Here is a 25,072-nt window from a genome sequence, read left to right as displayed (position 1 = left end):
GTCGACGATGCTCGTCGACCTCGATGGTGTTCCCCTCACGCACGTCTTTACAGGATAAGCCCCGCCGAGGCGGGGCTTATCTCTTTACAACGGTGTACAGCGGTGGCTTTCGTACTCGCAGGGCTGCTGCGGGTCGCTGCGGGGGTCAGTAGAACAGCAGCGGGTCGAGGATGCCCTGGGGATAGGTCAGGGTCAGAAACTCTGCCATGGCCAGCAGGAATGCCAGTACCCCCAGCGCCATCAGCACCGCGACCCAGGGCTTGAGCTTGGCGATGGCCAGCAGGAACACCAGGGTGAACAGAGTGGCCGTGGTGATGAAGCCCAGCGTCAGCATGGCGGCGACGAGGGCAAAGAAGCCGACCAGCCAGATGGCTTCTCGGGCGAAGGTCTGACGCTCCCAGCGGGGGCGACGTACCACGCTGCGGACGATCTCGGCCAGGCAGGCGAGGGCCATGATGGCAATCGCGAGCCGTGGCATGATGCCGCCGATCAGTGACAACTCCGAGACGTTGACCCAGGCGCTGGCCGCCAGCGCCAGCAGGGCTCCCAGCAGCACGATATCGATGATCCCCAGACGATGGGATTCAGCGTCGGGCTTTGGCTCGGTGGCCGCGGCGCCCACCGACATCGGCTGACGCCGCTTCTTGATCTGCTTGCCGATCACCGGAATGAACATGGCGGCAAGAATCATGGCGCCGATGATCAGCACGCCGGGGCGCAGGAAGGCGTCGGTGCCCTGGAACTGGACCGCCTGGTAGAAGTAGGCCTCGGCGCCCGGTGCCAGCACAAAACCGATCAGGAAGGCCGGACGTGACCAGTTGGCCTGCTTGAACAGCACGCCCAGCACGCCGATGGCACCCAGTGCGAGCAGATCGCCGGTGGCGCGGGTGGCCTGGAAGGCGGCGAACATGATCAGCACCGTGATCAGTGGCGCCAGGGTGGCAAAGGGCACCCGGGTCAGGTTGGCCACGGGCCGGGCCAGGATCAGGCAGAGCGCGGCGCCGAGGATATTGGCGAGGGCCAGCGACCAGATGATGGTGTAGGTCAGGTCCAGATGGGTCTCGATCATGCCGACCCCCGGCTGCAGGCCGAGCAGCAGCAGGCCGCCCAGGAACACCGCCGCAGTGCCTGAACCGGGCACCCCGAACAGCAAGGTCGGCACCATCGCGCCACAGGCGCAGGCGTTGTTGGCCGACTCCGGGGCGATGACGCCGCGAATATCCCCCTTGCCGAACTCGGAGCTGTCCTTGGCCGATTGCACCGCATGGCCGTAGGTCAGCCAGTCCACCACCGAGCCAGCGAGCCCCGGAATGGTGCCGACCAGGCTGCCGATGGCGGCGCAGCGTGCGACCAGCCCGCGCTGCTGGCCGACGTCCTGGATACCGCGACGCCAGCCTTCGCCCAGGCGGCAGGGCTTCTCGGCGATGGCGCCTCGCTTGACCAGCAGATCGATGATCTCCGGCAGGGCGAAGATGCCGAGGCCGACGACCACCAGCGGCAGGCCATCGAACAGGTAGTCGATGTCGAGGTTCAGACGAAATTCTCCGGTGGCCGGTGCCATGCCGATACCCCCCACCAGCAGACCCAGGCCACAGGCGGCCAGACCCTTGAACAGGTCGGCTCCCGACAGCACCGCCACCATGGAAAGCCCGAGCAGGGTCAGCATGAACAGTTCCGATGACGAGAACGACAGCACCAGCGGTCTTGCGATCAGGATAAAGCCGGTCAGTACCACGGCACCGATCAGGCCGCCGATCATCGATGACAGAAAGGCGCTGGACAGGGCCCGTGCGGCCTGGCCTTTCTTGGCCAGGGAGAAACCGTCGATGACGGTGGCCTGTGACGCGCTGGAGCCGGGAATGCCCAGCAGCACGGAGGCGAAGGTGTCGCCGGTGGGGATGACCGCCACCAGGCCCATCAGCATGCCGAGTGCGACCGTGGGCTCCATGCCGTAGAGAAAGGGCAGCAGCAGCGACATGCCGGCGATGCCGCCGAGGCCTGGAATGATGCCGACGACCAGGCCGACCAGCACCCCCAGCGTCATGAACAGCAGATGGGACAGGGTAAACAGCTGTCCCAGGCTGGAAAGAAGGATATCAAGCATGGCGTGTGGCTCTCGAGTTGTTGGTGACGCCCGAGGGCGTCTTGTTGAAGTCGTTGAGCCAGGAAGCGCCGGCCGTCGCGGCCGGCGCTTCCCGAACGGTGTCAGATCCTGGCGTTGTGCTTCTCCTCGAGCCACTTGGCCAGCCACTCACGGGTCGCCTCATCGATCGACATGGCGTCTTCCAGGTGGCGCTGGATGACGTCACCGATGACCGGGGTATAGGGACCGAGCTGGGCCTCTGCGTCCTGCTTGAACTCATCGGTGGCGACGAACTCGCGGGCTGCGTCACGGTAGGCGTCGACCAGCTCCTGAGGGGTGTCCCTGGGCACCATGATCAGCTTCTGCAGGGCGAAGCCAGAGGCGAAGAACTTACGAAACGCCTCATAGGCAGGCCCGGAGGGTGCCTCGCCGTGACGCGCCTGGTAGACCTCGTTGAAGGTCGGCAGGTCGGGGAAGGCCGGGTCGCGAACAATCTTGCCGTCGTCGTCGAGCAGGCCCAGCGAGAACAACGGCACTGCCTTGCCGGACTCGACCAGCGGGGTGACGTTGCTCAGGTAGGCCGAGCTGGTCTGGAAATCGATGTCCGCTTCGCCGCGTTCGAAGGCCAGTCGTCCCTCGCCGCGGCTGCGCATGCCGAACACCGCCTGGACGTCCGCTCCGAGCAGGTCGAGGGCGATCAGCACGGGCAGCTCGAGACCGGTGGGGTTCTGGGCGGCCAGCTTGACCGGCTGGCTGAGCAGGGCATCGATCGCCGCGTCGGCGGTGTCGCCAAGGCTCGGCTGGCCATAGACCACCCCGCCGGTGGGGGTCGCCAGGATCGGCGTCCATTCGCTGTAGTCATAGCGTACGCGGCGATCATCCAGCATCGCCGGGTACTGGGTGGAGGCCGAGGTGCCGAGCCAGTTTGAACCGTCGGCCTTGGCGCGCATGGCGAAGAGGTTGGCGCCATTGATCGAGCCGCCTCCCGGGACGTTGTCGATCATGATGGTCGGCTCGCCGGGGATATAGTCGCTGAGCCAGGGCGAAAAGAAGCGTGCCCACACATCGGTGCCGCCGCCGACGCCGAACGGCACGGTCCACTTGATATTGGCGGGTACCTCGACATCTGCGGCCTGGGCATTGCCGGCGAGGCTGGCGCCTGCGATGGCGATGCCGAGTGCCGCGGCCCTGGTAACGCGGGACAAGGCGAGGCGTGATGCGGTGAACGAGGAAGGTTTACGGGTCATCATGGCGTGTCTCCTGACGGTCGTTGTGACGATTATTATGTCGGTTGGGGAGGTGGTGATTGTTATGGCGGTTGTGGTTGTCGGGCGCGGCGGCGCTCGGCGCAGCCGGCAGCGTCCTTGTCGGTGCAGATCAGTCCGGGCCGGGGCGGCTGGAAGGCGTGCCGGGCAGAGTAGGGTCGGGCAGGGCATAGAACAGGGTGCCGCTCATGATCTTTCTGGCGGTGCGGATCAATGAGGCCCGGGCGATATCGCCGGGGTCGCCGTCGCGGTGCTCCACCTGGAGGTCGATGAACCCTGACGGGTGCTCCAGGCTGACGGCCGCCTTGAGGTCACCGGCCTTGAGCTGCCCTGCATCGATGGCGATGCGATTGGCGACGGTGCCAGGGACGCTGACGGCGCTCGCCACAGCGATGGCACCGGTGACAGCGATCGCCTTGTGACAGCGATGGGGGACAAAGTAGCGGGTGCACAGGGTGCGCTCGGCATCCTCGGCGGGCGAGGCCAGTACGGGCTTCGGTAGCACGCTGTCGCTGACGTCACCAAGCCCCATCAGCTCTCCTGCATGACGACGGATCCTCTCCAGACGCTTGAGCAGGTCGCTGTCGGCGTCCAGCTCGAGCGGCGTCTCGCGGCCACTCAGTCCAAGCTCTCGCGCGTCGATCATGATGATCGGGGTGGCCGCATCCAGGCAGGATACGGTGACACCGTCGATGGTGTCGGCGGCCTGGCCGGTCGGGAGTAGTCCCGACGTCTTGGTTCCGACGATGTCGAGAAAGCTCAGTTGAATGGCGGCGGAACTGCCGGGGACACCGCTGATGCGAGTGTCGCCGTCGTAGCGGACCTGGCCGGCGTCGGTGGGTACGTGGCACTCGATCAGTCGCTGGGTGTTGAGGTTGCGTACCCGCACCAGGGTGTAGTCCGGTTGCGGCTCCACCAGGCCGGACTCGATGGCGTAGGGGCCGACGGCAGACAGCATGTTGCCGCAGTTGGGGTTGAAGTCGACACGGCGGTTGAGCACGTCCACCTGGGCGAACAGGTAGTCCACGTCGGCGTCCGGGTGGCTGGAGCGCTCGACGATGGCCACCTTGCTGGTCAGCGGGTCGCCGCCGCCGATCCCGTCGATCTGCAGGGCGTGGCCGGAGCCCATCAGGCTGATCAGGATTTCCGCCCTGGCGGGCTCGTCGTCGGGGAGGTCGCTCATGCGCAGGAAGGGCCCGCGGGAGGTGCCGCCGCGCATGATCATGCAGGGGATGCTGTTCATCATCGTGATGCCACGCCGTTGTTGGAGGTCGTGGTATCAGCTTGTCAGGCGTCTATTGATGCTTCAAATGCAAAGTTTGGCGTCTATCAATGCGAAATGAGGATTAATGCGCTATGGTTATTAGTCCAAAAGCCTTCATGCAAGAGTGACCCGATGCAGCACCGTCTTGAATTTCTCGATCTGCAGGCCTTCATCCAGGTCGCGGAGCTGGGCTCCTTCCATGAGGCGGCTCAGCGCCTGCACCTGTCGCAGCCTGCGCTGTCACGGCGAATCCAGAAGCTCGAAGAGTTGCTGGAGGTGGGCCTGCTCGAGCGCACCACCCGGCGTACCCGGCTGACGCCGATAGGCGCCGACTTTCTGCCTCGGGCGCGACGGATGATCGAAGAGTACGAGTCCTCGATCCTCGGTATCCGCGAGCTGGCCACCCACCAGACCGGCACCGTGACCATCGCCTGCCTGCCGACCGCTGCCTTCTACTTTCTGCCAAGCGTGATCAGGGGGTTCAGCGAGGCCTGGCCGGGCATCCGTATTCGTATTCTGGATGTCAGCGCCAACGAGGGTCTCGAGAAGGTCATCAGCGGCGAGGCCGACTTCGGCATCAACATGTTCAGCGCCCAGCGGCCCGAGGTGTCTTTCACCCAGTTGATGAGAGACCCCTTCGTCTTGGCGCTGCGCTCCGATCACCCGCTGGCGGCCAGGGAGCAGATCGAGTGGTCAGACCTCGAGCAGGTGCGGCTGATCACCGTCAGTCGCGACAGCGGCAATCGCACCCTGCTGGACAATGCGCTGTCCGCCGAGGGCATCCACCTCAACAGCTTCTACGAAGTACAGCATCTGTCGACCTCGCTGGGGCTGGTGGAGTCGGGCCTGGGAGTGGCGATTCTGCCGCGCATGACCATGCCGGGCCCGGATCACGAGATCCTGTGTTCGCGGGAGCTGCCGGAGCCACGCATCCAGCGCACCATCGGCCTGGTACGCAGCAACGTGCACAGTATCTCGGGCACCGCCCAGCTGTTTATCGATCTGCTGCTGGAACAGTGGAAGCATTCGTAGGCGCAGCGAACCGCATAGCCATCTATCGCCGATTCAGTATGGATTCAGGTTCTTGCGCTACAAACAGAGGGACACACCCAAAACGGAAGGATGACGTCATGCGCAGCACACTGATGGTGGTCGCTCTTGGCCTATTGTCGACCCAGGCATTGGCAGGTCCCGGCCACGCTCAATCGGACGCCATGGACCCCGATCAGGCGGATCGCACCATCGCCGTCGAGGCCGGCGATATCTGGTTCGACCCGGAAAGCTTGAGCGTTGCCCCCGGGGAGGTGGTGGCCTTCGAGGTCACCAACAGCGGTCAGCTCGAGCATGAGTTCGTGATCGGCTCCGCCGAGGCTCAGAACGAACACCGCAAGATGATGCGTGAGATGGCCTCGGGAGGAGGGCATGGCATGCAAGGTGACGGCCACGACATGAGTCAGATGCAAGGCGCCATGGACATGCCGGCGGTGACTCTGGCGCCGGGAGAGACCAGGACGCTTGTCTGGCAGGCGCCGGAGCAGGGGGCATCGCTGACCTTCGCCTGCAATGTACCCGGACATTTTGAAGCGGGCATGCATGGCACCCTGAGTGTGGGAGAATAGGCGGCAAGCCTGGGACGGGGCCACCCCGTCCGGCTCGAGTGAGGCGTGGCATGCCTGGGCCCGCTGGCAGGGAGATGATGGTGATGAAGCTGTTGCTGGTCGAGGACGATGACCTGCTCTGCGAGAGTCTGAAGGATACGCTGGATGATCATGGCTATCGCGTCGACGTTGCCGAGCGACTGAGCGTGGCAAAGGCGCTGTTGCACAGCGAAGAGTATGCACTGATGATCCTGGATATCGGCCTGCCCGATGGTTCGGGGCTCGACTGGCTCGAATTCCAGCGTGAACACGGCCTAGGCCTCCCGGTGCTGATCCTGACGGCTCGCGATGCCTGGCAGGACAAGGTGGACGGCCTTCGTCGGGGGGCTGATGACTACCTCACCAAGCCCTTTCACGAACAGGAACTGCTGGCGCGGATACAGGCGTTGCTGCGGCGGCGTACCGAATTGACGGCGCGGCTGATCGTCAATGGCATCCGCCTTGACGAGGAGCAGCGCCAGGTCAGTTGCGCGGGAGGCCCATGGCAGACGCTTACCGCCACCGAGTTCTGCCTGCTGCGCTACCTGATGCACCACCCTGACCGGGTGCACTCCAAGACGAAGCTGCTCGATCAGCTCTACGCCCTGGAGCAGGATGCCCCGGCGCCCAACCTGGTGGAGGTCTATATCGCGCGCCTGAGGCGTCTGCTGGGCAAGCATGTCATCCAGACCCGCCGAGGCCAGGGGTACGTGCTTGTTTCGCATTAGACGCAATAGTCTCCGTCTGCGCCTGCTGGTCAGCCTCGGGGCGGTGTCCCTGCTGGTCATGGGATTGACCTGGTTCATGCATGGCCTGCTGCTGCGCGAGACCGCGCGGGACTTTCTGGGTGACCGACTGCGTCAGGAGGCGGAGTATCGCCTGGCGCAACTGCGTCAAGCCGCAGACCCGGTACCGGCCCCCACCTTGCCCTCGAGCCTGTCGGCCGAGGTCTTTCATCACCTGTACGTGCTCAAGCGCGGCGAGCTCGTCACCACCTCCCATCCGAGCTGGTTGTCGGCGCTGACGCCCCACCTGGATGGGCCTGACAGGTCGCTGCTGGATGTACACCTGGAGGGACGTCACCTGCTGGTGTTGAGGCGAACCTTTACGGTGGACGGCAGGCCTGGGGTGCTGCTCATCGGAGAATCCTTCGACAGCGTCGAGGAAGGCCTTGCGGCCCTGCACTGGTGGATTGGCGCCATCGCAGGTCTGGTGCTGCTGGCTCTTTCGCTGCTTAACGGGTTGGCGGTCAATGCCGCCCTGCGGCCACTGGATCTGTTGCAGCGCCAGCTGGCCGAGCTGCGAAGTGGTCAGCGACAGCGTCTCAGAATGAAGGTGCCGCAGGAGTTCCGCCCTCTGGTCTCGCAGCTTAATCGTCTGATGGACAGCCAGGAGCGCCGATTGGTGCGTTCGCGTAACGCCGTTGCCGACCTGTCCCATGCGCTCAAGACCCCTCTGACCGCGGTGATGCAGGCGCTGCGCAGCAAGCGTGAGCTTGATCAATCCCGCCGTGAGCGTCTGCTGGAGCGGTTGACGCTGATGCAGGAGTTGATGGAGTCCCACCTGCGTCAGGCGCGTCTGGCGGGCCCCGGTGGCGGCCAGCACACCCGGGTCAAGCGGGAACTCGACCAGCTTTTCGACATGTTTCGAAGCCTCTACCCCGACAAGCGCTTCGTCATGGCCCTCGGGGACGCCGAGGATGCCTGCATCGAGATGGAGCGACAGGACTTCCTGGAAATGATCGGCATCGTGCTCGACAACGCGGGCAAGTGGGCCAACCAGTCGGTGTGGCTCGCGCTGACGTTGGGGCGATGTCTAGAGCTGAAGATCCAGGATGATGGCCCCGGAGTGGCGGCGGAGTTGCTGCCGTTGTTGGGCCGGCGAGGGCAGAGGCTGGATGAAGGGCGGCCAGGCAACGGCATTGGCCTGTCGATTCTGCTTGAACTGGTCGAGCAGTACCGGGGAGAGGTCGGCTTTCGGGCGGCGCCCAGCGGTGGACTCGAGGTGACCATCCGCTTGCCGTTGGCGCTGGCGTCAATCTCCGAGAGAGAGGCCGTGCGTTAGGGCTTGTCTGAAAAGTGCCTGCGCTCGGTAATACGGCGTTAAAAATCGTCTGGTGCGCCAGCCCGGTCAAAATGCTCATTTACACCCCGTAAACTGCGCTTTCTCACCGATTTTTGCCTTGTCTAACCTTCGCTCGTCGACTTTTCGGACAGCGCCTAAGGATTCAGCTGGCTTTCAGCTTGGCGATGGAAGATGGCAGAAGTTCATCGCACAGGAAGACAGCACCCATGTCGACGACACTTCTGCCGCCACATCGGCTATCACGACGAGGATTCATCAAGGGAAGCGCGGCCCTGGGAATCGGCACCGCCGCCCTCGGTCTGGCGCCTGCCTGGGCCAACCCCTGGGGGCAGACCTCGAGTTACCCCAAGGGAGTGGAAAGCGGTCCGGATATCTCGCTGGCCATTCGTCGCCAGAGCGTGCCCATCGCTGGCCAGTCTGCACGGCCGATTACCCTCAACGGCACTAGCCCTGGCCCCCTGATCCGGCTCAAGGAAGGGCAGGACGTGACGCTGCGGGTGACCAATCTGCTGGACGAGCCCACCTCGATTCACTGGCACGGCATTCTCCTGCCGCCTGAGATGGATGGCGTCCCCGGCGTGAGCTTTGCCGGCATCATGCCGGGCGAAACCTTTACCTACCGCTTTCCCCTCCGTCAAAGCGGCACCTACTGGTACCACAGCCACTCAGGACTGCAGGAGCAGATTGGCCATGTGGGCCCCCTGGTCATCGACGCCGAACAGCGCGAACCCTTTCGCTATGACCGCGAGCACGTGCTGCTGCTGACCGACTGGAGTTTCGAGGACCCCTCGACCATCTTCCACAACCTGAAGACCGGGGAGGGGTACTACAACTTCCAGGAGCGCACCCTGGGAGACTTCATCGCCGATGTGGACCGTCAGGGGCTCGCCTCCACCTGGGAAGCGCGTGCCATGTGGGGCCGGATGCGCATGAGCTCCCGTGATATCGCCGATGTTACCGGCGCCACCTACACCTATCTGCTCAACGGTCATTCACCCGATGACAATTGGACTGCCTTGTTTCGCCCCGGCGAGACGCAGCGGCTACGTGTCATCAATGGCTCCGCCATGAGCTACTTCGACGTGCGGATTCCGGGGCTCGAAATGACGGTGGTGGCGGCCGACGGCCAGCCGGTTCGGCCCGTGCCCGTCGAGGAGTTCCGCATTGGGGTGGCGGAAACCTATGACGTTCTGGTGACGCCGAAAGACGATGTGGCCTACACCATCTTTGCCGAGTCCATGGACCGAAGCGGCTTTGCCAGGGGGACCCTGGCGCCGCGTCTGGGGATGGTGGCGCCGCTGCCGGAACGCCGACGTATCGCCGATCGAGGAATGGAGGCCATGGGAGCCCACGAGGGCATGGATCACGGCTCGATGGCTGGTATGGATCACGGTTCGATGGCCGGTATGGATCACGGCTCGATGGCTGGTATGGATCACTCGAACATGGGCGGCATGGATCATGGCTCGATGACCGGTATGGATCACTCGAACATGGGCGGCATGGATCATGGCTCGATGACCGGTATGGACCACTCGAGCATGGCGGGAATGGATCACGCTCAGATGGACAGTACGGAGAGCGCCACTGGTACAGCCATGCTGCCGGTGGGCGTGGCGCAGCCAGGCTCCCGCCTCGATCAGCCTGGAATCGGCCTGGATGCCCGCGAGCGTCGTGTGCTGGTGTATCAGGACCTGAAGGCCATCGCGCCATGGCCTGACCGTCGTCCTCCTGGTCGCGAACTCGAGCTTCATTTGACCGGTAACATGGAACGCTACATGTGGTCCTTCGACGGCAAGAAATTCAGTGAGGTCTCGGGGCCGATCCACTTCGACAAGGGCGAGCGTCTGCGCCTCATCCTGGTCAATCGCACCATGATGGAGCACCCGATCCACCTGCACGGCATGTGGATGGAGCTGGAGAATGGTGCCGGTGAGCTGATTCCGCGCAAGCACACCCTGAACGTCAAGCCAGGCGAGCGCCTTTCTGCACTGATCACGGCGGATGCCGAGGGCAGCTGGGCGTTCCACTGCCACCTTCTTTATCACATGGACGCCGGCATGTTCCGCGTCGTCAAGGTTGCCTGAGGAGAGATGACGCATGGAAATTCGTGTGGGCCGTATTTGCCTGGCAGCGCTATCGGGCCTGGGGTTGTCGTCGCTGGCGCTGGCTGAGGATGGCTACGACGCGCCAGATCACTGGCCGTCGCCCATGCAGGAACATCTGCGTGGCTCGGTGCTGGTCGACCGTCTGGAATACGTCTGGCCGTCTGAAGACAGCGAGGCAGTAACCTGGGATTTTCAGGCCTGGTACGGAGGCGACGTTCATCGCGTCTACCTGAAGGGGGAAGGTGACAATACCCAAGGGGATGGCGAAGATGCGGAATTTGAATCGCTGGATCTGCTGTATAGCCGACTGATCGCCGACTTCTGGGAGCTACAGGGAGGGCTTGGCTATCAGGGCGGGCTTGGCAGCGATGACCATCCCGAGCGCTATTTCGGCGTGATCAGTCTGCAGGGGCTGGCGCCCTACCGGTTGGAAACCGAGCTGGATCTTCGTGTCAGTGACGATGGTGATACCTCCTTGAGTCTGGAGCAGGAATATGATCTGCGACTGACCCAGCGGCTTTATCTGCAGCCTCGCCTGGAAATGGAAGTGGCGTTCGATGATGCCGAGGAGTTCGGTGTAGGGGAGGGATTCAATTCCTTGCGCACCGGCCTGCGCCTTCGCTATGAGCTACATCGCAAGTTCGCGCCCTATATCGGCGCCTATTGGCAGAAACTTTATGGCGATACTGCCGATATGGCGCGTGATGAAGGCGATCAAGTGGAAGACACCGCAGTGGTTGCCGGGCTACGCGTCTGGTTTTGATGCCTCTACGCCTACGGTTGCCATTCAGGCCGCTGGCGGGATCTGCTTCACTACGCCGTTTATCAATGTTTCAGCGTAGATTAAGCCAGATGACACATCATGAAGGTGCCAACATTCAAAGGAGGTAATCGTTATGAAATTGTGGCAACACATGATGGGTGTAGCTGTCCTCGTGGGCGTTTCTCTACCGGTATGGGCTGCGCAGGGCCATTCGCAGGAAGCCGAAATCTTGCGGCAAGGTGTGTCTGCCACCCAACAGCTTCGTGGTGCACCCGTGCGTTACCGGTTGCCGATCGAAGAGGAAGGAATGATCGTCGTCAGCAGTGAACATCTTGCCAGCGACTCGAGTCAGTCGATGAGTATCGAGGGAAGGCTGTATTCCCCCGCGGGGCAGCTGGTGGCCAGCGACGCGGACAACAACGGCCACTTCCTGCTGGAGGCGCCTGTCACTCCCGGAAACTATGAGCTTGAAGTGCGAGGCAGTGTGCTTGGCAGCGCCAATGAAAACAGTGGTCGCTACAGTCTGCATGTCGGCTTCGAATAAACATTGCATCGTGCCAGAGAAAACCCGCCAGGCAATGCCTGGCGGGTTTTTGCTGCACGTCTGGAGCCGTCAGGTCAGATGTGTCTTACATTAACAGTGCCTTGGCCGGCATCCACAGGCCCATCAGCAGCATGATCAGGTTCTCGCTCAGGGAAACGAAGCCCAGGGGAACGTTGCTGTTGCCGCCGACGCAGGCGCACTTGAGTTCGCGCTTGTCGATGTAGACCGCCTTGAACACCGAGATGGCACCCACGGTACCGATGAACAGGGCCACAGGCGCGGCGATCCAGATCAGGCTGCCTGCCAGCATCAGTATCCCGGCCAGTGTTTCGGCGTAGGGGTAGATGTAGCCGTAGCGTACATCGCGTTGGGCCAGCAGGTCGTAGTTCAGGAACATGGTGCTGAAGCTTTCCACGTCCTGCAGTTTCTGCAGGCCCAGCAGAACCATGGCCGAGGCGACGGCGAACTCGGTGGTGCGCACTGAGACCAGCGACTGGCCGGACACCCAGCCCACCGCCAGGCCGATCAGCAGGGCCGTGGCGAAGATGGCGATGACAGGACGGTAGCTGACTTCCTTGTCGCCGGGCACGCTCATGCCGAGGTGGCGGCGCAGTTCTTCGTAGCCGCCGATGCGCTCGTCGCCGATGTACACCTGGGGTGTGGTGTCCACGTCGGCTTCCTGCTTGAAGCGGTCGATGGCTTCACGTGACGTCAGGGTGTGGTCGTCGACCTGGTAGCCCTTGCGCTTGAGCAGCGACAGGGTCTTGAGGCCGAAGGGGCAGAGGTGCTCCGCGGTCTTCATGCGATAGAGGCGGGCAGTGCTGGATGAGGCCCGCTGCGCCGGGCTTGCTGTGTTCGTGCTCATTTCCTCTCCCTGTGGTGGTTGAGAAAAGCCCAGGCAGGCCAGGGTGGTGGCCCCTGAAGCTTCCGTCACTACTATGCAAGTTCGAGCATCTCCACCACAGACTAAAACCCTTGTGCAGCACAAGGGTCAAGGCGATACGGTCATCGGCTGGTCAGTCCTGGATAACCTGCGCAGGGGGATCCAGGTGGCGGGATATATCGGCTCGGGACCGGGCGATAGCGCGATCGACGAGCGTGGGGGCGATGGCGTTGATCAGCGCGAACAGGCGCTCCTTGCCGCCGAGGACGGCGCGACGCTGGCCTCTTGTCAGCTGCTTGATGATGGCATCGGCCACGCGCTCGGGGCTGTCCACGGTATTGCCCATGGCCTCGTTCATGGCCTCGGCGTCGGGGCCGTTCATGGCGGTCCGGGTGGCGCGGGGGGCCAGGTACTGCACCTGGACCGAGGTGTCTTCGAGTTCCCGGGACAGCGCTTCGGCGAAGCCCTTGAGGCCGGCCTTGCTGGCGCAGTAGGCGACATAGCCCGGGTGGCCGATATGCCCCAGCAGTGAGCCCACGAACAGCAGGTTAGCGCTGGGTTGGCCGAGAAACAAAGGCAGCAGGGCCTGGGTCAGCAGCAGGGTCGAGCTCAGATTGGTATCGAGCACCCGGATGACGTCGTCTGGCGAGGTTTCGCGAAACCAGCCGAGATGATTGATGCCGGCCAGGTGGACCAGCGTCGAAGGGCGCTGCTCGGGTGCTGCCTGACTTAGCTGGTCGAGTAGCCGCTGGCGGCCCATCGCGGTGGTCAGATCGACGCCAGCGACGAGGGTGTGTCTCGAGGCAGCCTTGCCAAGCTCGCCCGCCAGGGCGCTGAGCTTGCCCTCATCACGCCCTGCCAGCCACAGGCTGGCGCCTTCGGCGTCAAGCCGCTTCACCAGCGCCGAGCCGATGCCGCCAGTGGCGCCGGTCACCAGAATCCTGCGCTCGCTCAGTGATGGCATGAGTTTGCCTCCAGCGCTTCGTCCGTCCAGTGCTCGGCGTCTCGCAGGGCGGCGTCATGGACCGCGCCATAGAGGCGATAGAAGGCGCGGGCCGAATGGACGATCTGGGCCTGCTCCTCGGTGTCGGTGATGGTGTCCATCAGTTCGGCGAAGAAGGCCATATGGGAGATGTCCAGTTCGCCGTGGGAAAACAGGTAGTGGAAGGCGTCATCGGTCAGGCCCAGACTATCGCGGATGGCCCTGCCGGCGGCGCTGGCCGCCGAGGTGCTGGTACCCTCGAGCACCAGTACCATGCCGAACATGGCCAGCGGATGGCGCCGTCTGATGCTGTCGTAGGCGTAGGACACCATCCATTCCGTCTCGAACAGCGGTGGGCGTGAACGCGCGTGGTGCCGATCGACGCCGGTGGACTCGAGGTCATCGAGTATCCAATGTTCGTGGCCCTTTTCCTCGTCGATGTACTCGGCGATGGCCATGCGCAGGTTGTCGCGCAGCACGAAGTTAGGAGCGGACAATTCGGCGCCGCAGGCCATCATCAGTGAGACGGTGTGACGCACATGGTGATAGGCCTGGGCGAGAAAGGCGCGATATTCGGGCAGCGTGATCTTGCCGCCCTGGGCGCGCCCGATCAGTTCCCCTCCCATCAAGGCTTGGCGTTCGTCTTCGGTGGCAGCGAGCAGGTGGCGGTAGAAACCGTCGGGCTTGCCGTTGTCGACAGGTGGCGAGGTGACGATCGGGGTATCGGTCAGCGTGTTCATGGGGGTGGGGGTTCCTGTGGGTATGAAGGGAGGCCGTCGGCGGCGGAGGAAAGCGCTGCTGACACCTGCTCATGGCCGGGGAAGGTTCTGGCGACAAGCCGCTCGATGTCGCAGCGGCGGCGGAGCTGAATGCTGGCCCGGCGCAGGCGTCCGTTGGCGGTCAGTTCGTTGCTGGCGATCGACAGCGGCTCGGCGACGCCTGGCAGTTGCCGTAGCAACGACTGCCAGCCGCGGACCCTGGCGTAGTCGGGCAGGCGCTGATTGAGCGCGGTGATGTGGGCTTCCAGGCGGGGGGGCTGGATAGCGGCTGAAGGACTAAGGAGCGCCAGCACCCCCGGCAAGCCTTCGCCGAAGACGAAGGCACGATCGATACCGTCGATAAGCTCGAGCTCCGCCTCGAGCCACTCGGGACAGAGATTGCGTCCGTTCGACAGGATGATGACGTTGCGCTGACGCCCGTCCAGGCGCCAGTGACCGTCCGCCAGGCGGTGACCGAGATCTCCGCTGGGCCAGGGCATCTCGGTTGACGGAAGGTGATGATCGGACCCTAGGTAGCCGAGCATGCGACGACCGTGGACCAGCAGTTGCCCCTGCTCATCGGTGCTCAGGCGCAATCCCTTGAGGGGGCACCCGACACGGCCATCCTGGGGCTCGTCTGGGCGGCTCAGACAGACCACCGAGCCCATCTCGGACATGCCGTAGCCCTGGGCGACAGGGAGCCCCTGCTGGGTTGCCTGTTCGAGCAGGCGGCGGGGCACCTGGCCCCCGCCCACGGCGACTAGCGACAACACCTGTTGCCACCCGTTTGCCGCAGAATGATGTGAGGCCAGGTGAGTTAGCGCCTTGAGCAGCCCCGGTACCAGAATCAGGCTGTCGGGTCGCCGCTTGGCCAGCCAGCGTTGCCACTGGTCGGGGGCTAGCGTACCGCTGCCATGTAGCCCGGTAAGATCGGGCGTATCGATAACGATCGTGGCTCCTCGCCAGAGGGCGAAGAGTGCGCCGGCCAGATGTTCGAGCAGCACCACTATGGGCAGCACCACGCCGTGACGATGGAGGGGAACACCTGCAAGGCGCTGTTCCAGTCCTTCAATGACCGACTCGAGATGAGGCCCGGACAGGCAGACCCCTTTGGGGGTGCCGGTGGTGCCGGAGGTAAAGGTGATCAGTCGCGTTCCGTCCGGTAGTGGTGCGGGCGTCGAGGGGCGCCGGAACAAGGCGATGGACAGGCCGACCGGAGCGTCGAGTGGCTGGCGCTTGAAGTCGTTTGCGCGGGCAGATGGCAGCCAGGCGTCCAGCGGGCTGTCCTGCGCGATCAGAAGCCCGTCCAGCCCGGTGGTATCGAGCAGGTGGTTGAGCTGTTGTTCGCTGAAAAATGCAGGTATCGGGGTGATCGGCAGGCCAGCCCGCCAGGCAGCGAGCTGGGCGACCAGCCAGCCAGGAGAGTTGTGACCCAGCAGGCCCAGGTGAGAAACGCCCGACTGCTCGAGTTGGTGCGCGACAGCGTCGGTGGCGGCCTCCAGTTGCCGGGCGGTAAGTCGGATGTCGGCGCCATCCGGGGTTTGCCCGAGCAGGCTCTCCGCATCCGGCGACAGCCTCGCCCTTTGGCGCAGGCGCTGGTGTAGCCTATCCATGGGGCATGTCCCCGGCCGCCGAGCAGGCGTGGACATGGGGTAGCGCCGGTACGGGATCTGCCGCCTCCGGGGCAAGCTGTGCTGCGCCGGCGAGAAGCAAAGCGCCGAGCGGGGTGGCGCGCATGCTGTTGGCCACCTCGAGGGGGCGAATCACCACGACCCTGGGGTCCCGCTCGTAATACCGTCCCCAGTCCACAGGATTGTCCAGGCAGTGGCGATGGGCGCGACCGATCGTGTGCATATCGATGCCGAGCCGGGCGAGGCCGTTGCGCACGTCCCTGGACGCCGTCACCACCAGCCAGTCGATGCCCAGTCGCTCGAGCACCACCACCAGCGACAGCATCAGCCGTCGGCCGGCGCCTGGCGATGCGCTGGCCAGGGCGCCGACCTCCATGACCTGGTGGCGCGGCGGCGCAAGGTCGCAGAGGCCACGAGTGGCGAGCACCATCTCGACAGGTGCCTCGAGGTAGTGTTCCACCATGAGAGGGCCTTCATCGGCACGCCTGAGTCCTGTGGTGGCGACGAGCGCGCCATGGGGGTCTCGCAGTGTCAGCAAGCGTTGGTAGGGATTGCTGATGGAGGCATTGTGATGGAGACGATAGACGTCGGAGATGAAGGCGTTTGCCTCGCCCAGCCGCTCCGGGGACGCCCAGCACAGGCCGGAGGTCACGTCCGGCTCGGGAGCATCCGTGTGGGCTGTCGTCTTCGAGGCCGATGCTGCGATTGCCGGGGCCATGTCATCGCGTCCTTGAAAGAGGAGTTGATGGCAAGGCTAGGCTGCCTAGCTTAGCGAAAACTTAACGTTCGCAGATGACTAACCTGTAGCGTGCACAGGTGGCCTGAGTGGACGCAAGAGATGGTGCTAGGCTGATCCTGCAGGGTCCGGTAAAGGAGGTATCCATGTGCGGCCGTTTCGCCTGTTACACACCTTTTGCTCAGCTTGCGGCGCTGATGCGCTTGCCGGTGGCGCCGCGCCTGCCCGAGCAGGAGCCGCCACCTCGCTACAATGTCGCGCCGGGCACCTGGATCACGTCACTCGCCATGGACGGGGAGGTTGTACCTTCCTTTACCTCGATGTGGTGGGGCTATCGACCCCACTGGGCCCAGGCCGGGGCGCCGGAGCCGATCAACGCCACCGTGGAGAAGGTCGCCACCTCGCGCTATTTTCGTGGGGCCTTTGCTCGCCATCGCTGCCTGGTGCCGGCGGACGGCTGGTACGAGTGGCTGCCGGGCGAGACCGGCAAGCAGCCTTATTTCTTGTGTCGTGAAGATCGCGCGCCGCTGTGGCTGGCGGCGATCTTCAGTGAAAGGGACGACGGCAGGCCGGGCCTTGCCATCCTCACCGAACCCGCCCGGGGCTGCGCGAGTCAGGTGCACGCCCGGATGCCGCTGGCGCTGGACGACGCCAGCCTTGAACCCTGGCTCGATCCTGAGCTGAGTGATCGCGACGTCATGCGCCAGACGGTGCGGCATCTACCCGCTGGCGCCTTCGAGGCATGGCCGGTCTCGACCAGGGTCAATCGGGCGGGAGAGGAAGGAAGTGACTTGATGGAAGCCGTCCAGGCACCGGGCTGACCGTCGGGTCTGAAGCGCCCGTCTGCATGCCCTGGCTGCGGTGATGTTCCAGGTGCTGCGCGGCTTGTCCGCCCCGCGCCGATGGGCTAAGGTCGAAGGCGCATGGCACGGGGTGTCCCGCACGATAGCGGGGCTGAGAAACACCCGTCGAACCTGATCCAGTTCATACCGGCGAAGGGATGTCAGCGCAGTCGTCAGTCCAGGGGTCGGCGTGCGTTCCTCGCCTCGACCAAGGACCCGCCAGATGACCCTTTCCGACGCCTTACCTTCAGCTTCCGTAAGTCCGCCTGCGCTTCCTATTTCCCGCCAGCTGGTCGTCGTCACCGGCGCTGGACGTGGCCTCGGTGTCAGCCTGGCGCGCAGTTTCCTCGAGCAGGGCGCGCGGGTGGTGGTCAACTATCGACGCAGCGAAGAGGGCGCCAACGCGCTGGTAGCCGACTATCCCGAGCAAGCCCTGGCGGTGGCCGCCGACGTCTGTGATCGCAGCGCCGTCGATGCCATGTTCGCGCGTGCCCGCGAGCACTTCGGCGCGCCGGTCACCACCTTGATCAACAATGCGCTGCCGGACTTCGCTTTCAACGGCGACGCCCGCCCCGGTCCCGACGAGCTGACCTGGGAGCACCTCGATCATCAGCTTCAGGGGGTCGCCCGGGGTGCGCTGAACACGGTGCAGGCGTCGCTTGCCGGCATGCGTGAGGCCGGCTTTGGTCGCATCGTCAATATCGGTACCAACCTGTTCCAGAACCCGGTGGTGCCCTACCACGACTACACCGCCGCCAAGGCGGCGCTGCTGTCGCTGACGCGCACCCTGGCCCACGATCTGGGCCCGAACAACATCACCGTGAACATGATCTCCGGGGGCCTGTTGCGCACCACCGATGCCTCCCGCGCCACGCCGGAGGCGGTGTTCGACCTGATCGCCGCCAGCACACCGCTGCGACGGGTGACCACGCCGCAAGAGTTTGCCGACGCCGCGCTGCTGTTCGCCTCGCCCTGGTCGCGAGCGGTCACCGGCCAGAACCTGGTGGTCGACGGCGGACTGGTGAAGGACTGATGGCCAGCATGCACCTTAATCTGTTCATCATGGGCTGCGGCCACCACAAGGCGGCCTGGCGTCATCCCCGTTCCAGCGTCGAGCGCATGGCCGATATCCGCTACTACGAGGAGCTGGCGCGGCTCGCCGAGCGGGGTCGTTTCGATGCGGTGTTCTTCGCCGATGGTCACGCCGCGGGCAGCGTCGCCGACGGCCCGCTGTGGACCCTGGAGCCACTGACCATGCTGGCGGCCATGGCGCGGGCCACCGAACACATCGGGCTGATCTCGACCGTCTCCAGCACCTTCTATACGCCGTTTCATGCTGCGCGCATGCTGGCCTCGCTGGACCATATCTCCGGCGGACGCCTGGGCTGGAACCTGGTGACCTCGATGTTCGACAGCGAGGCGCGCAACCATGGGCTCGAGGCCATGCCGAGCCACGCCGAGCGCTATGCCCGGGCGGAGGAATTCGCCAATACCGTGCTGGCGCTGTGGGACTCCTGGAGTGACGACGCCCTGGTGAGGGACCGCCAGGGCGATTACGTCGACGCCAGCCGGGTCGGTCCCATCCATCATCACGGCGAGCACTTTCTGGTGGATGGCCCGCTGACGGTGCCGCGTCCGCCCCAGGGCCACCCGGTGCTGTTCCAGGCCGGCGCCTCGGATCAGGGCCGTGACCTGGCCGCGCGCTACGCCGAGGCCATCTACGCGGTGGCCTACGATCTGCCCTCGGCCCAGGCCTACTACAGCGACCTTCAGGCCCGGGTAAAGGCCGCTGGCAGACCGAAGGTCGCGATCATGCCGGGGCTCGTCACCTACGTCGGCTCCACCGAAGAGGAGGCCAGACGCAAGCAGCGGGAGCTCGACGAACTGTTGCCGGTGGACAGCTCCCGGCGCCAGTTGAGTCAGTTCATCGGTCAGGACGTGAGCGACTGGGAATTGGATGCCCCGGTGCCCGAGTTGCCGCCACTGGAGGCCTTCAGCGGGCCCAAGGGGCGCTACGCCACGATTCTGCGGATCATCGAGAGCGAACGACCGACGCTGCGCCAGTTGCTGGGACGGCTCGCCGCCGGTGGCGGCCACTGCACCATGGTCGGCACCCCGGAGCGTATCGCCGACGAGATGCAGCGCTGGGTCGAGCAGGGCGGGGCGGACGGCTTCAACCTGATGCCGCCATCGCTGCCGGACAGCATCGAGGACGTGGTCGAACAGGTCGTGCCCGAACTGCAGCGCCGCGGGCTGTTTCGACGCGAGTACCAGGGCCGCACCCTGCGCGACCACCTGGGGCTGGCGCGGCCTGGTCGCTGATGAGCCGGAACTGCCAGGGCCCCTGATCGCCAGGCCTTGAAACGACAACAGCGGGACGCGTCAGCACGTCCCGCTGTTTTTTATCACGCCTTGCCAGGCTGTCAGCGTGGCGGTGTCAGCTCTGGAAACGCCGCACCAGACTGCCCATGCGGGTGAAGTCATAGTCCTGGCGGGATGGCAGCAGCTTCATCAGCACCAGCGAGACCAGCACCGGCACGAAGGCCGCCAGCAGGAAGGATTCCAGCAGGGTGGCGGTACCGCCGCTGGGGGACGGGAACATCGCCAGCCCGGCGACCAGGCCCGCAGCGGTGCTGAGGACCGCGTTGCGCCCGTCGTAGCGGCGATTGAACAGACCGAAAAACACTGGGAAGGCCGCCGCCGAGCACAGCAGGTCCGCCAGCAGGAACAGATAGAGCACGCTGTAGCCCTGGGCCGCCACCCAGGTCACCGGCACCGCTGCGGCGACGATCAGCCAGCGTGCCAGGCGCATCAGGGTGGCTTCGCTGGCCTGGGGCAGCAGCCGGTGCATGTCGACGGCGATGATGCTGGAGGTGGCGTTGACGGTAGTGTCGGCGCTGCTCATCACCAGGGCCAGACCCAGCGGAATCAAGGCCAGGGCGAACCACAGCGGCACCTCGGACAGCAGCACGCTGAACAGCGCCACCGAACCGTCTCCCTCGAGCCCGAGGCCGACGAAGGCCAGGCCGAACAGGCCCATCAGCACGATCACCGGAAAGTTGAACAGCCCTGCGATCCAGAAGCCCCGCCGCAGCACCTTGCTGTCCCGGGCGGCGTAGATGCGCTGCCAGGTGCCCTGGTAGAACAGGCCGGTCAGCATCACCGCGATAAAGAACGTCAGACCGGCACGCAGGCCACCGGCATCGGTGACATCCAGCAACTGGGGCGCACGTTCCTGCAGGCCCTCGAGCGTCGGCGCGACGCCGCCGGCGGCCTGCCAGCCGAACACCAGCAGCAGCGCCAGCAACGGCAGGATCACCAGCATCTGTACCTTGTCGGTGAAGATGGTGGTGCGCAGGCCGCCGTAGAAGGTGTAGAGCAGGGTCGCGATCATCACCACGCAGGCGGTCAGCCACAGTGGGATCGGCGCCAGCAGGGTGACCATATGGGCGATCGCGGTGAGGCCTGCCGCCAGCGAGATGAACAGATAGAACAGCATGATCGTCAGGGTGAAGGCGTACATGGTGCGCCCGTAGCGATGGATCACGAACTCGGTGAGGCCGTGGCCTTCGGGGATCAGCTCACGCATGCGTCGTCCCAGCGGGATCATCACCAGGCGCGGGACCATGGAACCCAGCGCATAGCCCAGTACCGCGCCGATGCCGCCCCAGGTGGCCGCCTGGGCGGGGCCGAACAGGATCCAGGTGCCCAGGGTGGTGGCCACCAGGGTCAACACCGTGGCGCGGGTGTTCTGGCTGTTGCGAGCCGAGATGTAGTCATCCAGGCCGCCCTGACGACGTCGGGCATAGATCAGGCCGGGGATGGCAAAGATGGCGGCGCACAGCAGAAGCCACAGCGCCGTCCAGGTGGGATCGAGCATCATCGAAAGAAGACCTCTTTCTTGTCGTTGTCCGCAGGGACCGGTGGACAGGCGGGACGAGCGGCGGACAGGAAGAAAGAGGAGATAACGCAACCATCCTTCCCTTCGCCGGCATGACCCGGATCAGGTTCAAAGGGTTACCGCGTGATGCGGAATCTCAGCCGTCAGGCTCCCCCAGGAATGCGCACAGCGTAGGACCGCCTCCGATGGCTGTCAATTGGCGCTTTGGCCGCAGCGACGGGGCGTCAGACGGTGGGCGAGGTGCGCAGGCTGTGCCAGCCATCGTAAAGCCAGTTTGCCGCCCGGCGTCGATCGATGTCAGCCATCGCCAGATAGCCATGACAGCAGGCCTCGCGGCTCGCTCGCACAATGGTCGAGGCGTCGGTGGCGTCCATCACCAGGGTGCGTCGGTGCCCGCCGCCGCCGCGCAGGAAGGGGGCCGCGGGAGCGCGCTGGAACTCGACGCCTGCCGGCAGGGGCGCTGTCGAGTGATGCGTGTCGGGGTGGTCTGGGGCGCACAGGATGACCTCGAAGCCGAGCCGTTGTCCCTGGCGCGCCAAGTCGGCATTGACCGGGGCGTGGCCGGTCAGCACCAGACGCAAGGCCGGCTGGATCAGCACCTCGACGACGTCGTCGCCGATCTGGACCAGCGGACTGGTTGGCGTGGGTCGCTGCAGGTTCATGGACGTGCTGCCCAGGCTGACGCGGCGAATCAGCGATGGCTGGCCGGCGAGCGTTGCATGGATGACCTCCAGGTGCACCAGGGTCTCGCTGCTCGGTGACAGGCGCTCGACCAGGCAGGGGGTGCCATCGTTGGCGTTGTTGTCGATATTGACCAGGCAGGCGCCGCCGTCCCGCGCCTGGGACAGCAAGATGGGCTGTCCGGCGTACCCGGGGCCATCGGCATCGCTGGTGACGCTCAGGTGGGGGAAGGCGGGAGCAGGGGTGTCCAGACGCGTGCAAAGCCAGCTGGTATCCCCGCGATTGGCCAGCGTCAGGGCGTGTTCGATGGCGACAAGGTCCTGGTGGTTCATGGGCAGCTCCCGCGGCGGTGTCGGCGACGCCAGCATAACGTGGAAGCGGGCAAGCGAAATAATCCGGCATCTATAAGCATCTTTTCATAGGCTAGAGAAGACGGCACGCGAGCCGCCAGGGTATTGACCTGCTGCCGGTCCAGGGCAGGGCTTACGCAAGGAGTTGTCCTCATGGAGCGTTTTGCCTGGGTGGAAGAGGCATTGGTGTCGTCCGGAACGGTGCTGGTACGCCTGACGCCGGAGTTGCAGGTGCACGACGTGGTCGGTGATGCCGTGCGCGTGCTGGGCGAGCCTGGAGAGGTCTGGATCGGGCGGGGGCTGGCAGAGCTGCCTGGCGAGGTCGCCAGGGTCGCCGAAGCCTGGGTCTCCCGGGGTGTCGCTCACGCTGCCAAGCCTTCGATGCCGCTGGAACTGGGCGATGGTAGCTGCTGTCGCCTGGCCGATGGTGGGCTGGTGCTGCGACTGTCGGCTCGGCAGAAGGCAAGCCGCGGTGTCATCGCGCGGATGGCCGACCACCTGCCGGTGATGGTGGCCTACGTCGACCGCGACTTCTGCTTCCGTTTCAACAATCGTGCCTACCTCGACTTCATCGGCCAGCCTGCCGAGGCGCTGATGGGGCAGCCGGTGTCTTCGGTGCTTGATGCAGACTCCTACGCCAAGATCCGGCCACGTTTCGATCTGGCGCTGGCGGGGCAGGAGGTCAGCTACGAGGATTCCCTGGTGCTCCAGGACGGTCGCCAGATCTACTTCAAGGTCCACTATCTGCCGGACGTGGTGGAAGATGAAGTGATGGGCTTCTACGCCATCATCCAGGACGTCTCCGAGTATCGCTCGATGATCCAGCTGTTGCGGGATGTCCATACCGGGGTAAATCGCACCGATATCGGAGTATCAGAGATCGTCGACATGCTGCTGCGTGACGCCTTGAGCTACCTGAGGCTGGATATCGCGCTGGTCAGTCAGGTCGAGGGGGAGTGTTACACGGTTCGCTGGGCGGCCTCGGATAATGCGCCAGTAGGGGCCGGCGACAGCTTTGCACTGGGTGACACCTACTGTCGGCTGACCCTCGACGCCGATGACGTCTTCCATACCCACCGCGCCGGTCAGGACGAGCGAGTCAAGGGCCACCCCTGCTACGAGAACTTTCAGCTGGAGACCTATATCGGTGCACCGCTGCGGATCCAGGGCAAGGTCTGGGGGACGCTGAACTTCTCCAGTCCGTCGGCGCGGCGGCACGCCTTCAGCGAGGTCGACATCGAGTTGGTCCGACTACTGGTCGGGGCCGTCGAACGTGTCATTTCCAACGAGATGGAGGTCGAGCGTATTCGCCTCGAACGTGATCAGCTGGAAGACCAGGCGATGACCGATGCCTTGACCGGACTCCCCAATCGAAGCCAGCTGGATCGCCACGTCACCCGCCTGATCGAGGAATGCGACAGTGGCGGGATGGTGTTCTCGCTGGCCGCGGTCGATATCGACTTCTTCAAGCAGGTCAATGATGGTTTCGGTCATTCGGCCGGTGACCAGGTGCTCACCTGGCTGGCGCAAACAGTAGCCAACTGCCTGCGTGATGGCGATCTGGTGGCGCGAACCGGCGGCGAGGAGTTCGTGGTGGTCATGCGGCGCACTGCCTTGCCCGAGGCGATCAAGGCGGCCGAGCGGGTGCGTCGCGCGGTGGAAGGGGGGGAAATTACCCTGTCGGATGGACAGACGATTCGCATCACCATCAGCATCGGCGTCAGCCAGTATCGCAAGGGGGAGGGGTTTGCACCGCTGTTCGAGCGCGCCGACCGGCGCCTGTACAGCGCCAAGCGCAGTGGTCGCAACCGCGTGTGCGCCGCGACGGACGGAGAGTCGTCGCAAGAGGCCTCCCGCGTCTAGTCGCTGAAACATGAAAAGAGACCTCTACTGAGCAAGGCGGTGCGGTGCTGAATTGAATGCCACGGCGGGCGGATCGAGGATGGCCTCGAGAGATTGCAAGAGAAGCTTGGTAGCCGCTGTTCGACATGCTGAATCCTGCACCTGCGGAATCGAGAAGGATCTCGCAGTGTGGCTGATGTCATTCAGATGACGGCGGCGTGAAATTTTTTTACACGAAGTGCTTGCCAAGGCCGGAGGTGATGCGTAAAGTACGCATCCGCTGCCGGCGACGAGCAAACGTCACAGGCGGTGAAGGGTGGTAAAGTGATTGTTTTGAAAAGACTTTTTCAGGTCTTCGAAAAATTCTCCACTTGACGGGCAGCGAGAAATCGGTAAAATGCTCGCCACTCGATCGGAGTCGCCAGGACGGCATCGCAGGATGCGCGTCAGGCTCGCTTCGCTTTCTCTTGGGTCCTGCAGGCATCGCTTGTACGGCTAACAAAGAAAGCCTTGACGAAACGCTCCGATTCTGTAGAATACGCCTTCCTCGCAGGGCGCTGCGCCAACAGGCGCTGCAAAGCGAGAAGCTCTTTAAAAATTGATCAGGTAATTCATGTGGGCGCTTGCCGATGAGTCAGTGACACTGTCACTGAAATATCAAGGCAAGCGACTCGTCAAACGAGACGTTTGAACCTTGAGCCAAGTTTGGTCCGCTTA

The 25,072-nt window shown here is 64.3% G+C and carries 21 protein-coding genes and 2 riboswitches; of the genes, 11 read left to right on the top strand and 10 right to left on the bottom strand.

Annotation, left to right across the window (positions count from 1 at the left end; genetic code table 11):
- Window positions 1–145: 145 nt before the first annotated feature.
- From KUW00_RS11325 to KUW00_RS11315, 3 genes are all read right to left on the bottom strand, one after another.
- Window positions 146–2,104, bottom strand: coding sequence for a tripartite tricarboxylate transporter permease (locus KUW00_RS11325; RefSeq protein WP_045994123.1), 1,959 nt, complete (start codon window positions 2,102–2,104; stop codon window positions 146–148).
- A gap of 101 nt (window positions 2,105–2,205) precedes the next feature.
- Entirely contained in the window at window positions 2,206–3,333 is a 1,128-nt protein-coding gene (locus KUW00_RS11320; RefSeq protein ID WP_045994124.1) for a Bug family tripartite tricarboxylate transporter substrate binding protein, read from the bottom strand.
- Between the two features lie 127 nt (window positions 3,334–3,460).
- The gene (locus tag KUW00_RS11315; RefSeq protein WP_045994125.1) at window positions 3,461–4,594 is read right to left on the bottom strand and encodes a 4-oxalomesaconate tautomerase; all 1,134 of its coding nucleotides are present in this window, start codon (window positions 4,592–4,594) and stop codon (window positions 3,461–3,463) included.
- 150 nt (window positions 4,595–4,744) lie between these two features.
- Here KUW00_RS11315 and KUW00_RS11310 point away from each other — a divergent pair, with 150 nt between their 5' ends.
- The 7 genes from KUW00_RS11310 to KUW00_RS11280 all read left to right on the top strand — a co-directional run bounded on the left by KUW00_RS11310 (window position 4,745) and on the right by KUW00_RS11280 (window position 11,749).
- Window positions 4,745–5,644, top strand: a complete 900-nt coding sequence (locus KUW00_RS11310; RefSeq protein WP_045994126.1) for a LysR family transcriptional regulator — start codon at window positions 4,745–4,747, stop codon at window positions 5,642–5,644.
- A gap of 98 nt (window positions 5,645–5,742) precedes the next feature.
- On the top strand, window positions 5,743–6,231 hold the full coding sequence (locus tag KUW00_RS11305; RefSeq protein ID WP_045994127.1) for a plastocyanin/azurin family copper-binding protein: 489 nt from the start codon (window positions 5,743–5,745) through the stop codon (window positions 6,229–6,231).
- A gap of 83 nt (window positions 6,232–6,314) precedes the next feature.
- Window positions 6,315–6,977, top strand: a complete 663-nt coding sequence (locus tag KUW00_RS11300) for a response regulator transcription factor (protein ID WP_045994131.1) — start codon at window positions 6,315–6,317, stop codon at window positions 6,975–6,977.
- The gene (locus KUW00_RS11295; protein WP_261392128.1) at window positions 6,964–8,313 is read left to right on the top strand and encodes an ATP-binding protein; all 1,350 of its coding nucleotides are present in this window, start codon (window positions 6,964–6,966) and stop codon (window positions 8,311–8,313) included. Before KUW00_RS11300 ends, KUW00_RS11295 begins: the two co-directional genes overlap by 14 nt.
- A gap of 227 nt (window positions 8,314–8,540) precedes the next feature.
- Complete coding sequence (locus tag KUW00_RS11290; RefSeq protein ID WP_222569114.1) at window positions 8,541–10,421, top strand: copper resistance system multicopper oxidase; 1,881 nt, start codon at window positions 8,541–8,543, stop codon at window positions 10,419–10,421.
- A gap of 13 nt (window positions 10,422–10,434) precedes the next feature.
- The gene (locus KUW00_RS11285; protein WP_108449902.1) at window positions 10,435–11,205 is read left to right on the top strand and encodes a copper resistance protein B; all 771 of its coding nucleotides are present in this window, start codon (window positions 10,435–10,437) and stop codon (window positions 11,203–11,205) included.
- 133 nt (window positions 11,206–11,338) lie between these two features.
- Window positions 11,339–11,749, top strand: coding sequence for a hypothetical protein (locus KUW00_RS11280; protein ID WP_222569113.1), 411 nt, complete (start codon window positions 11,339–11,341; stop codon window positions 11,747–11,749).
- Window positions 11,750–11,834: 85 nt separating this feature from the next.
- On the opposite strand, the gene KUW00_RS11275 is transcribed toward KUW00_RS11280, so the two are convergent.
- The 5 genes from KUW00_RS11275 to KUW00_RS11255 all read right to left on the bottom strand — a co-directional run bounded on the left by KUW00_RS11275 (window position 11,835) and on the right by KUW00_RS11255 (window position 16,721).
- A complete protein-coding gene (locus KUW00_RS11275; RefSeq protein WP_222569112.1) occupies window positions 11,835–12,614 on the bottom strand; it encodes a glutaredoxin family protein in 780 nt (259 codons plus the stop codon).
- Window positions 12,615–12,765: 151 nt separating this feature from the next.
- Window positions 12,766–13,596, bottom strand: a complete 831-nt coding sequence (locus tag KUW00_RS11270) for an SDR family oxidoreductase (protein ID WP_222569111.1) — start codon at window positions 13,594–13,596, stop codon at window positions 12,766–12,768.
- The gene (locus KUW00_RS11265) at window positions 13,584–14,354 is read right to left on the bottom strand and encodes a TenA family transcriptional regulator (protein ID WP_108131729.1); all 771 of its coding nucleotides are present in this window, start codon (window positions 14,352–14,354) and stop codon (window positions 13,584–13,586) included. Before KUW00_RS11265 ends, KUW00_RS11270 begins: the two co-directional genes overlap by 13 nt.
- Window positions 14,351–15,985, bottom strand: a complete 1,635-nt coding sequence (locus KUW00_RS11260; protein ID WP_222569110.1) for an AMP-binding protein — start codon at window positions 15,983–15,985, stop codon at window positions 14,351–14,353. Before KUW00_RS11260 ends, KUW00_RS11265 begins: the two co-directional genes overlap by 4 nt.
- A complete protein-coding gene (locus KUW00_RS11255; RefSeq protein WP_222569109.1) occupies window positions 15,978–16,721 on the bottom strand; it encodes a thermostable hemolysin in 744 nt (247 codons plus the stop codon). Before KUW00_RS11255 ends, KUW00_RS11260 begins: the two co-directional genes overlap by 8 nt.
- A gap of 164 nt (window positions 16,722–16,885) precedes the next feature.
- On the opposite strand from KUW00_RS11255, the gene KUW00_RS11250 reads away from it, so the two are divergent.
- From KUW00_RS11250 to KUW00_RS11240, 3 genes are all read left to right on the top strand, one after another.
- Window positions 16,886–17,560 carry an SOS response-associated peptidase gene (locus KUW00_RS11250; protein ID WP_222569108.1) on the top strand — a complete coding sequence of 225 codons (675 nt, stop codon included), beginning with the start codon at window positions 16,886–16,888 and terminating at the stop codon, window positions 17,558–17,560.
- A gap of 98 nt (window positions 17,561–17,658) precedes the next feature.
- Window positions 17,659–17,757: riboswitch (TPP riboswitch) on the top strand.
- A gap of 47 nt (window positions 17,758–17,804) precedes the next feature.
- Window positions 17,805–18,614: a 3-oxoacyl-ACP reductase gene (locus KUW00_RS11245; protein ID WP_222569107.1), complete on the top strand. Its 810-nt coding sequence runs from the start codon at window positions 17,805–17,807 to the stop codon at window positions 18,612–18,614.
- A gap of 8 nt (window positions 18,615–18,622) precedes the next feature.
- A complete protein-coding gene (locus KUW00_RS11240) occupies window positions 18,623–19,903 on the top strand; it encodes an LLM class flavin-dependent oxidoreductase (protein ID WP_222569106.1) in 1,281 nt (426 codons plus the stop codon).
- Between the two features lie 115 nt (window positions 19,904–20,018).
- Here the strand turns inward: KUW00_RS11240 and KUW00_RS11235 are convergent, their stop codons facing one another.
- Window positions 20,019–21,464: a sodium:solute symporter family protein gene (locus KUW00_RS11235; RefSeq protein ID WP_108449909.1), complete on the bottom strand. Its 1,446-nt coding sequence runs from the start codon at window positions 21,462–21,464 to the stop codon at window positions 20,019–20,021.
- Between the two features lie 80 nt (window positions 21,465–21,544).
- A riboswitch (TPP riboswitch) is annotated at window positions 21,545–21,647 on the bottom strand.
- Window positions 21,648–21,706: 59 nt separating this feature from the next.
- Entirely contained in the window at window positions 21,707–22,495 is a 789-nt protein-coding gene (locus KUW00_RS11230; protein ID WP_222569105.1) for a hypothetical protein, read from the bottom strand.
- Between the two features lie 171 nt (window positions 22,496–22,666).
- Between KUW00_RS11230 and KUW00_RS11225 the strand changes: the two genes are divergently transcribed.
- A complete protein-coding gene (locus KUW00_RS11225) occupies window positions 22,667–24,376 on the top strand; it encodes a diguanylate cyclase (RefSeq protein WP_222569104.1) in 1,710 nt (569 codons plus the stop codon).
- Window positions 24,377–25,072 lie beyond the last annotated feature (696 nt).

This window comes from Halomonas sp. DP5N14-9 (assembly GCF_019802175.1).
GTDB lineage: Bacteria > Pseudomonadota > Gammaproteobacteria > Pseudomonadales > Halomonadaceae > Halomonas > Halomonas litopenaei.
The sequence above is the reverse complement of the archived record's forward strand: the minus strand, read 5'-3'. Positions and strand labels throughout refer to the sequence as shown.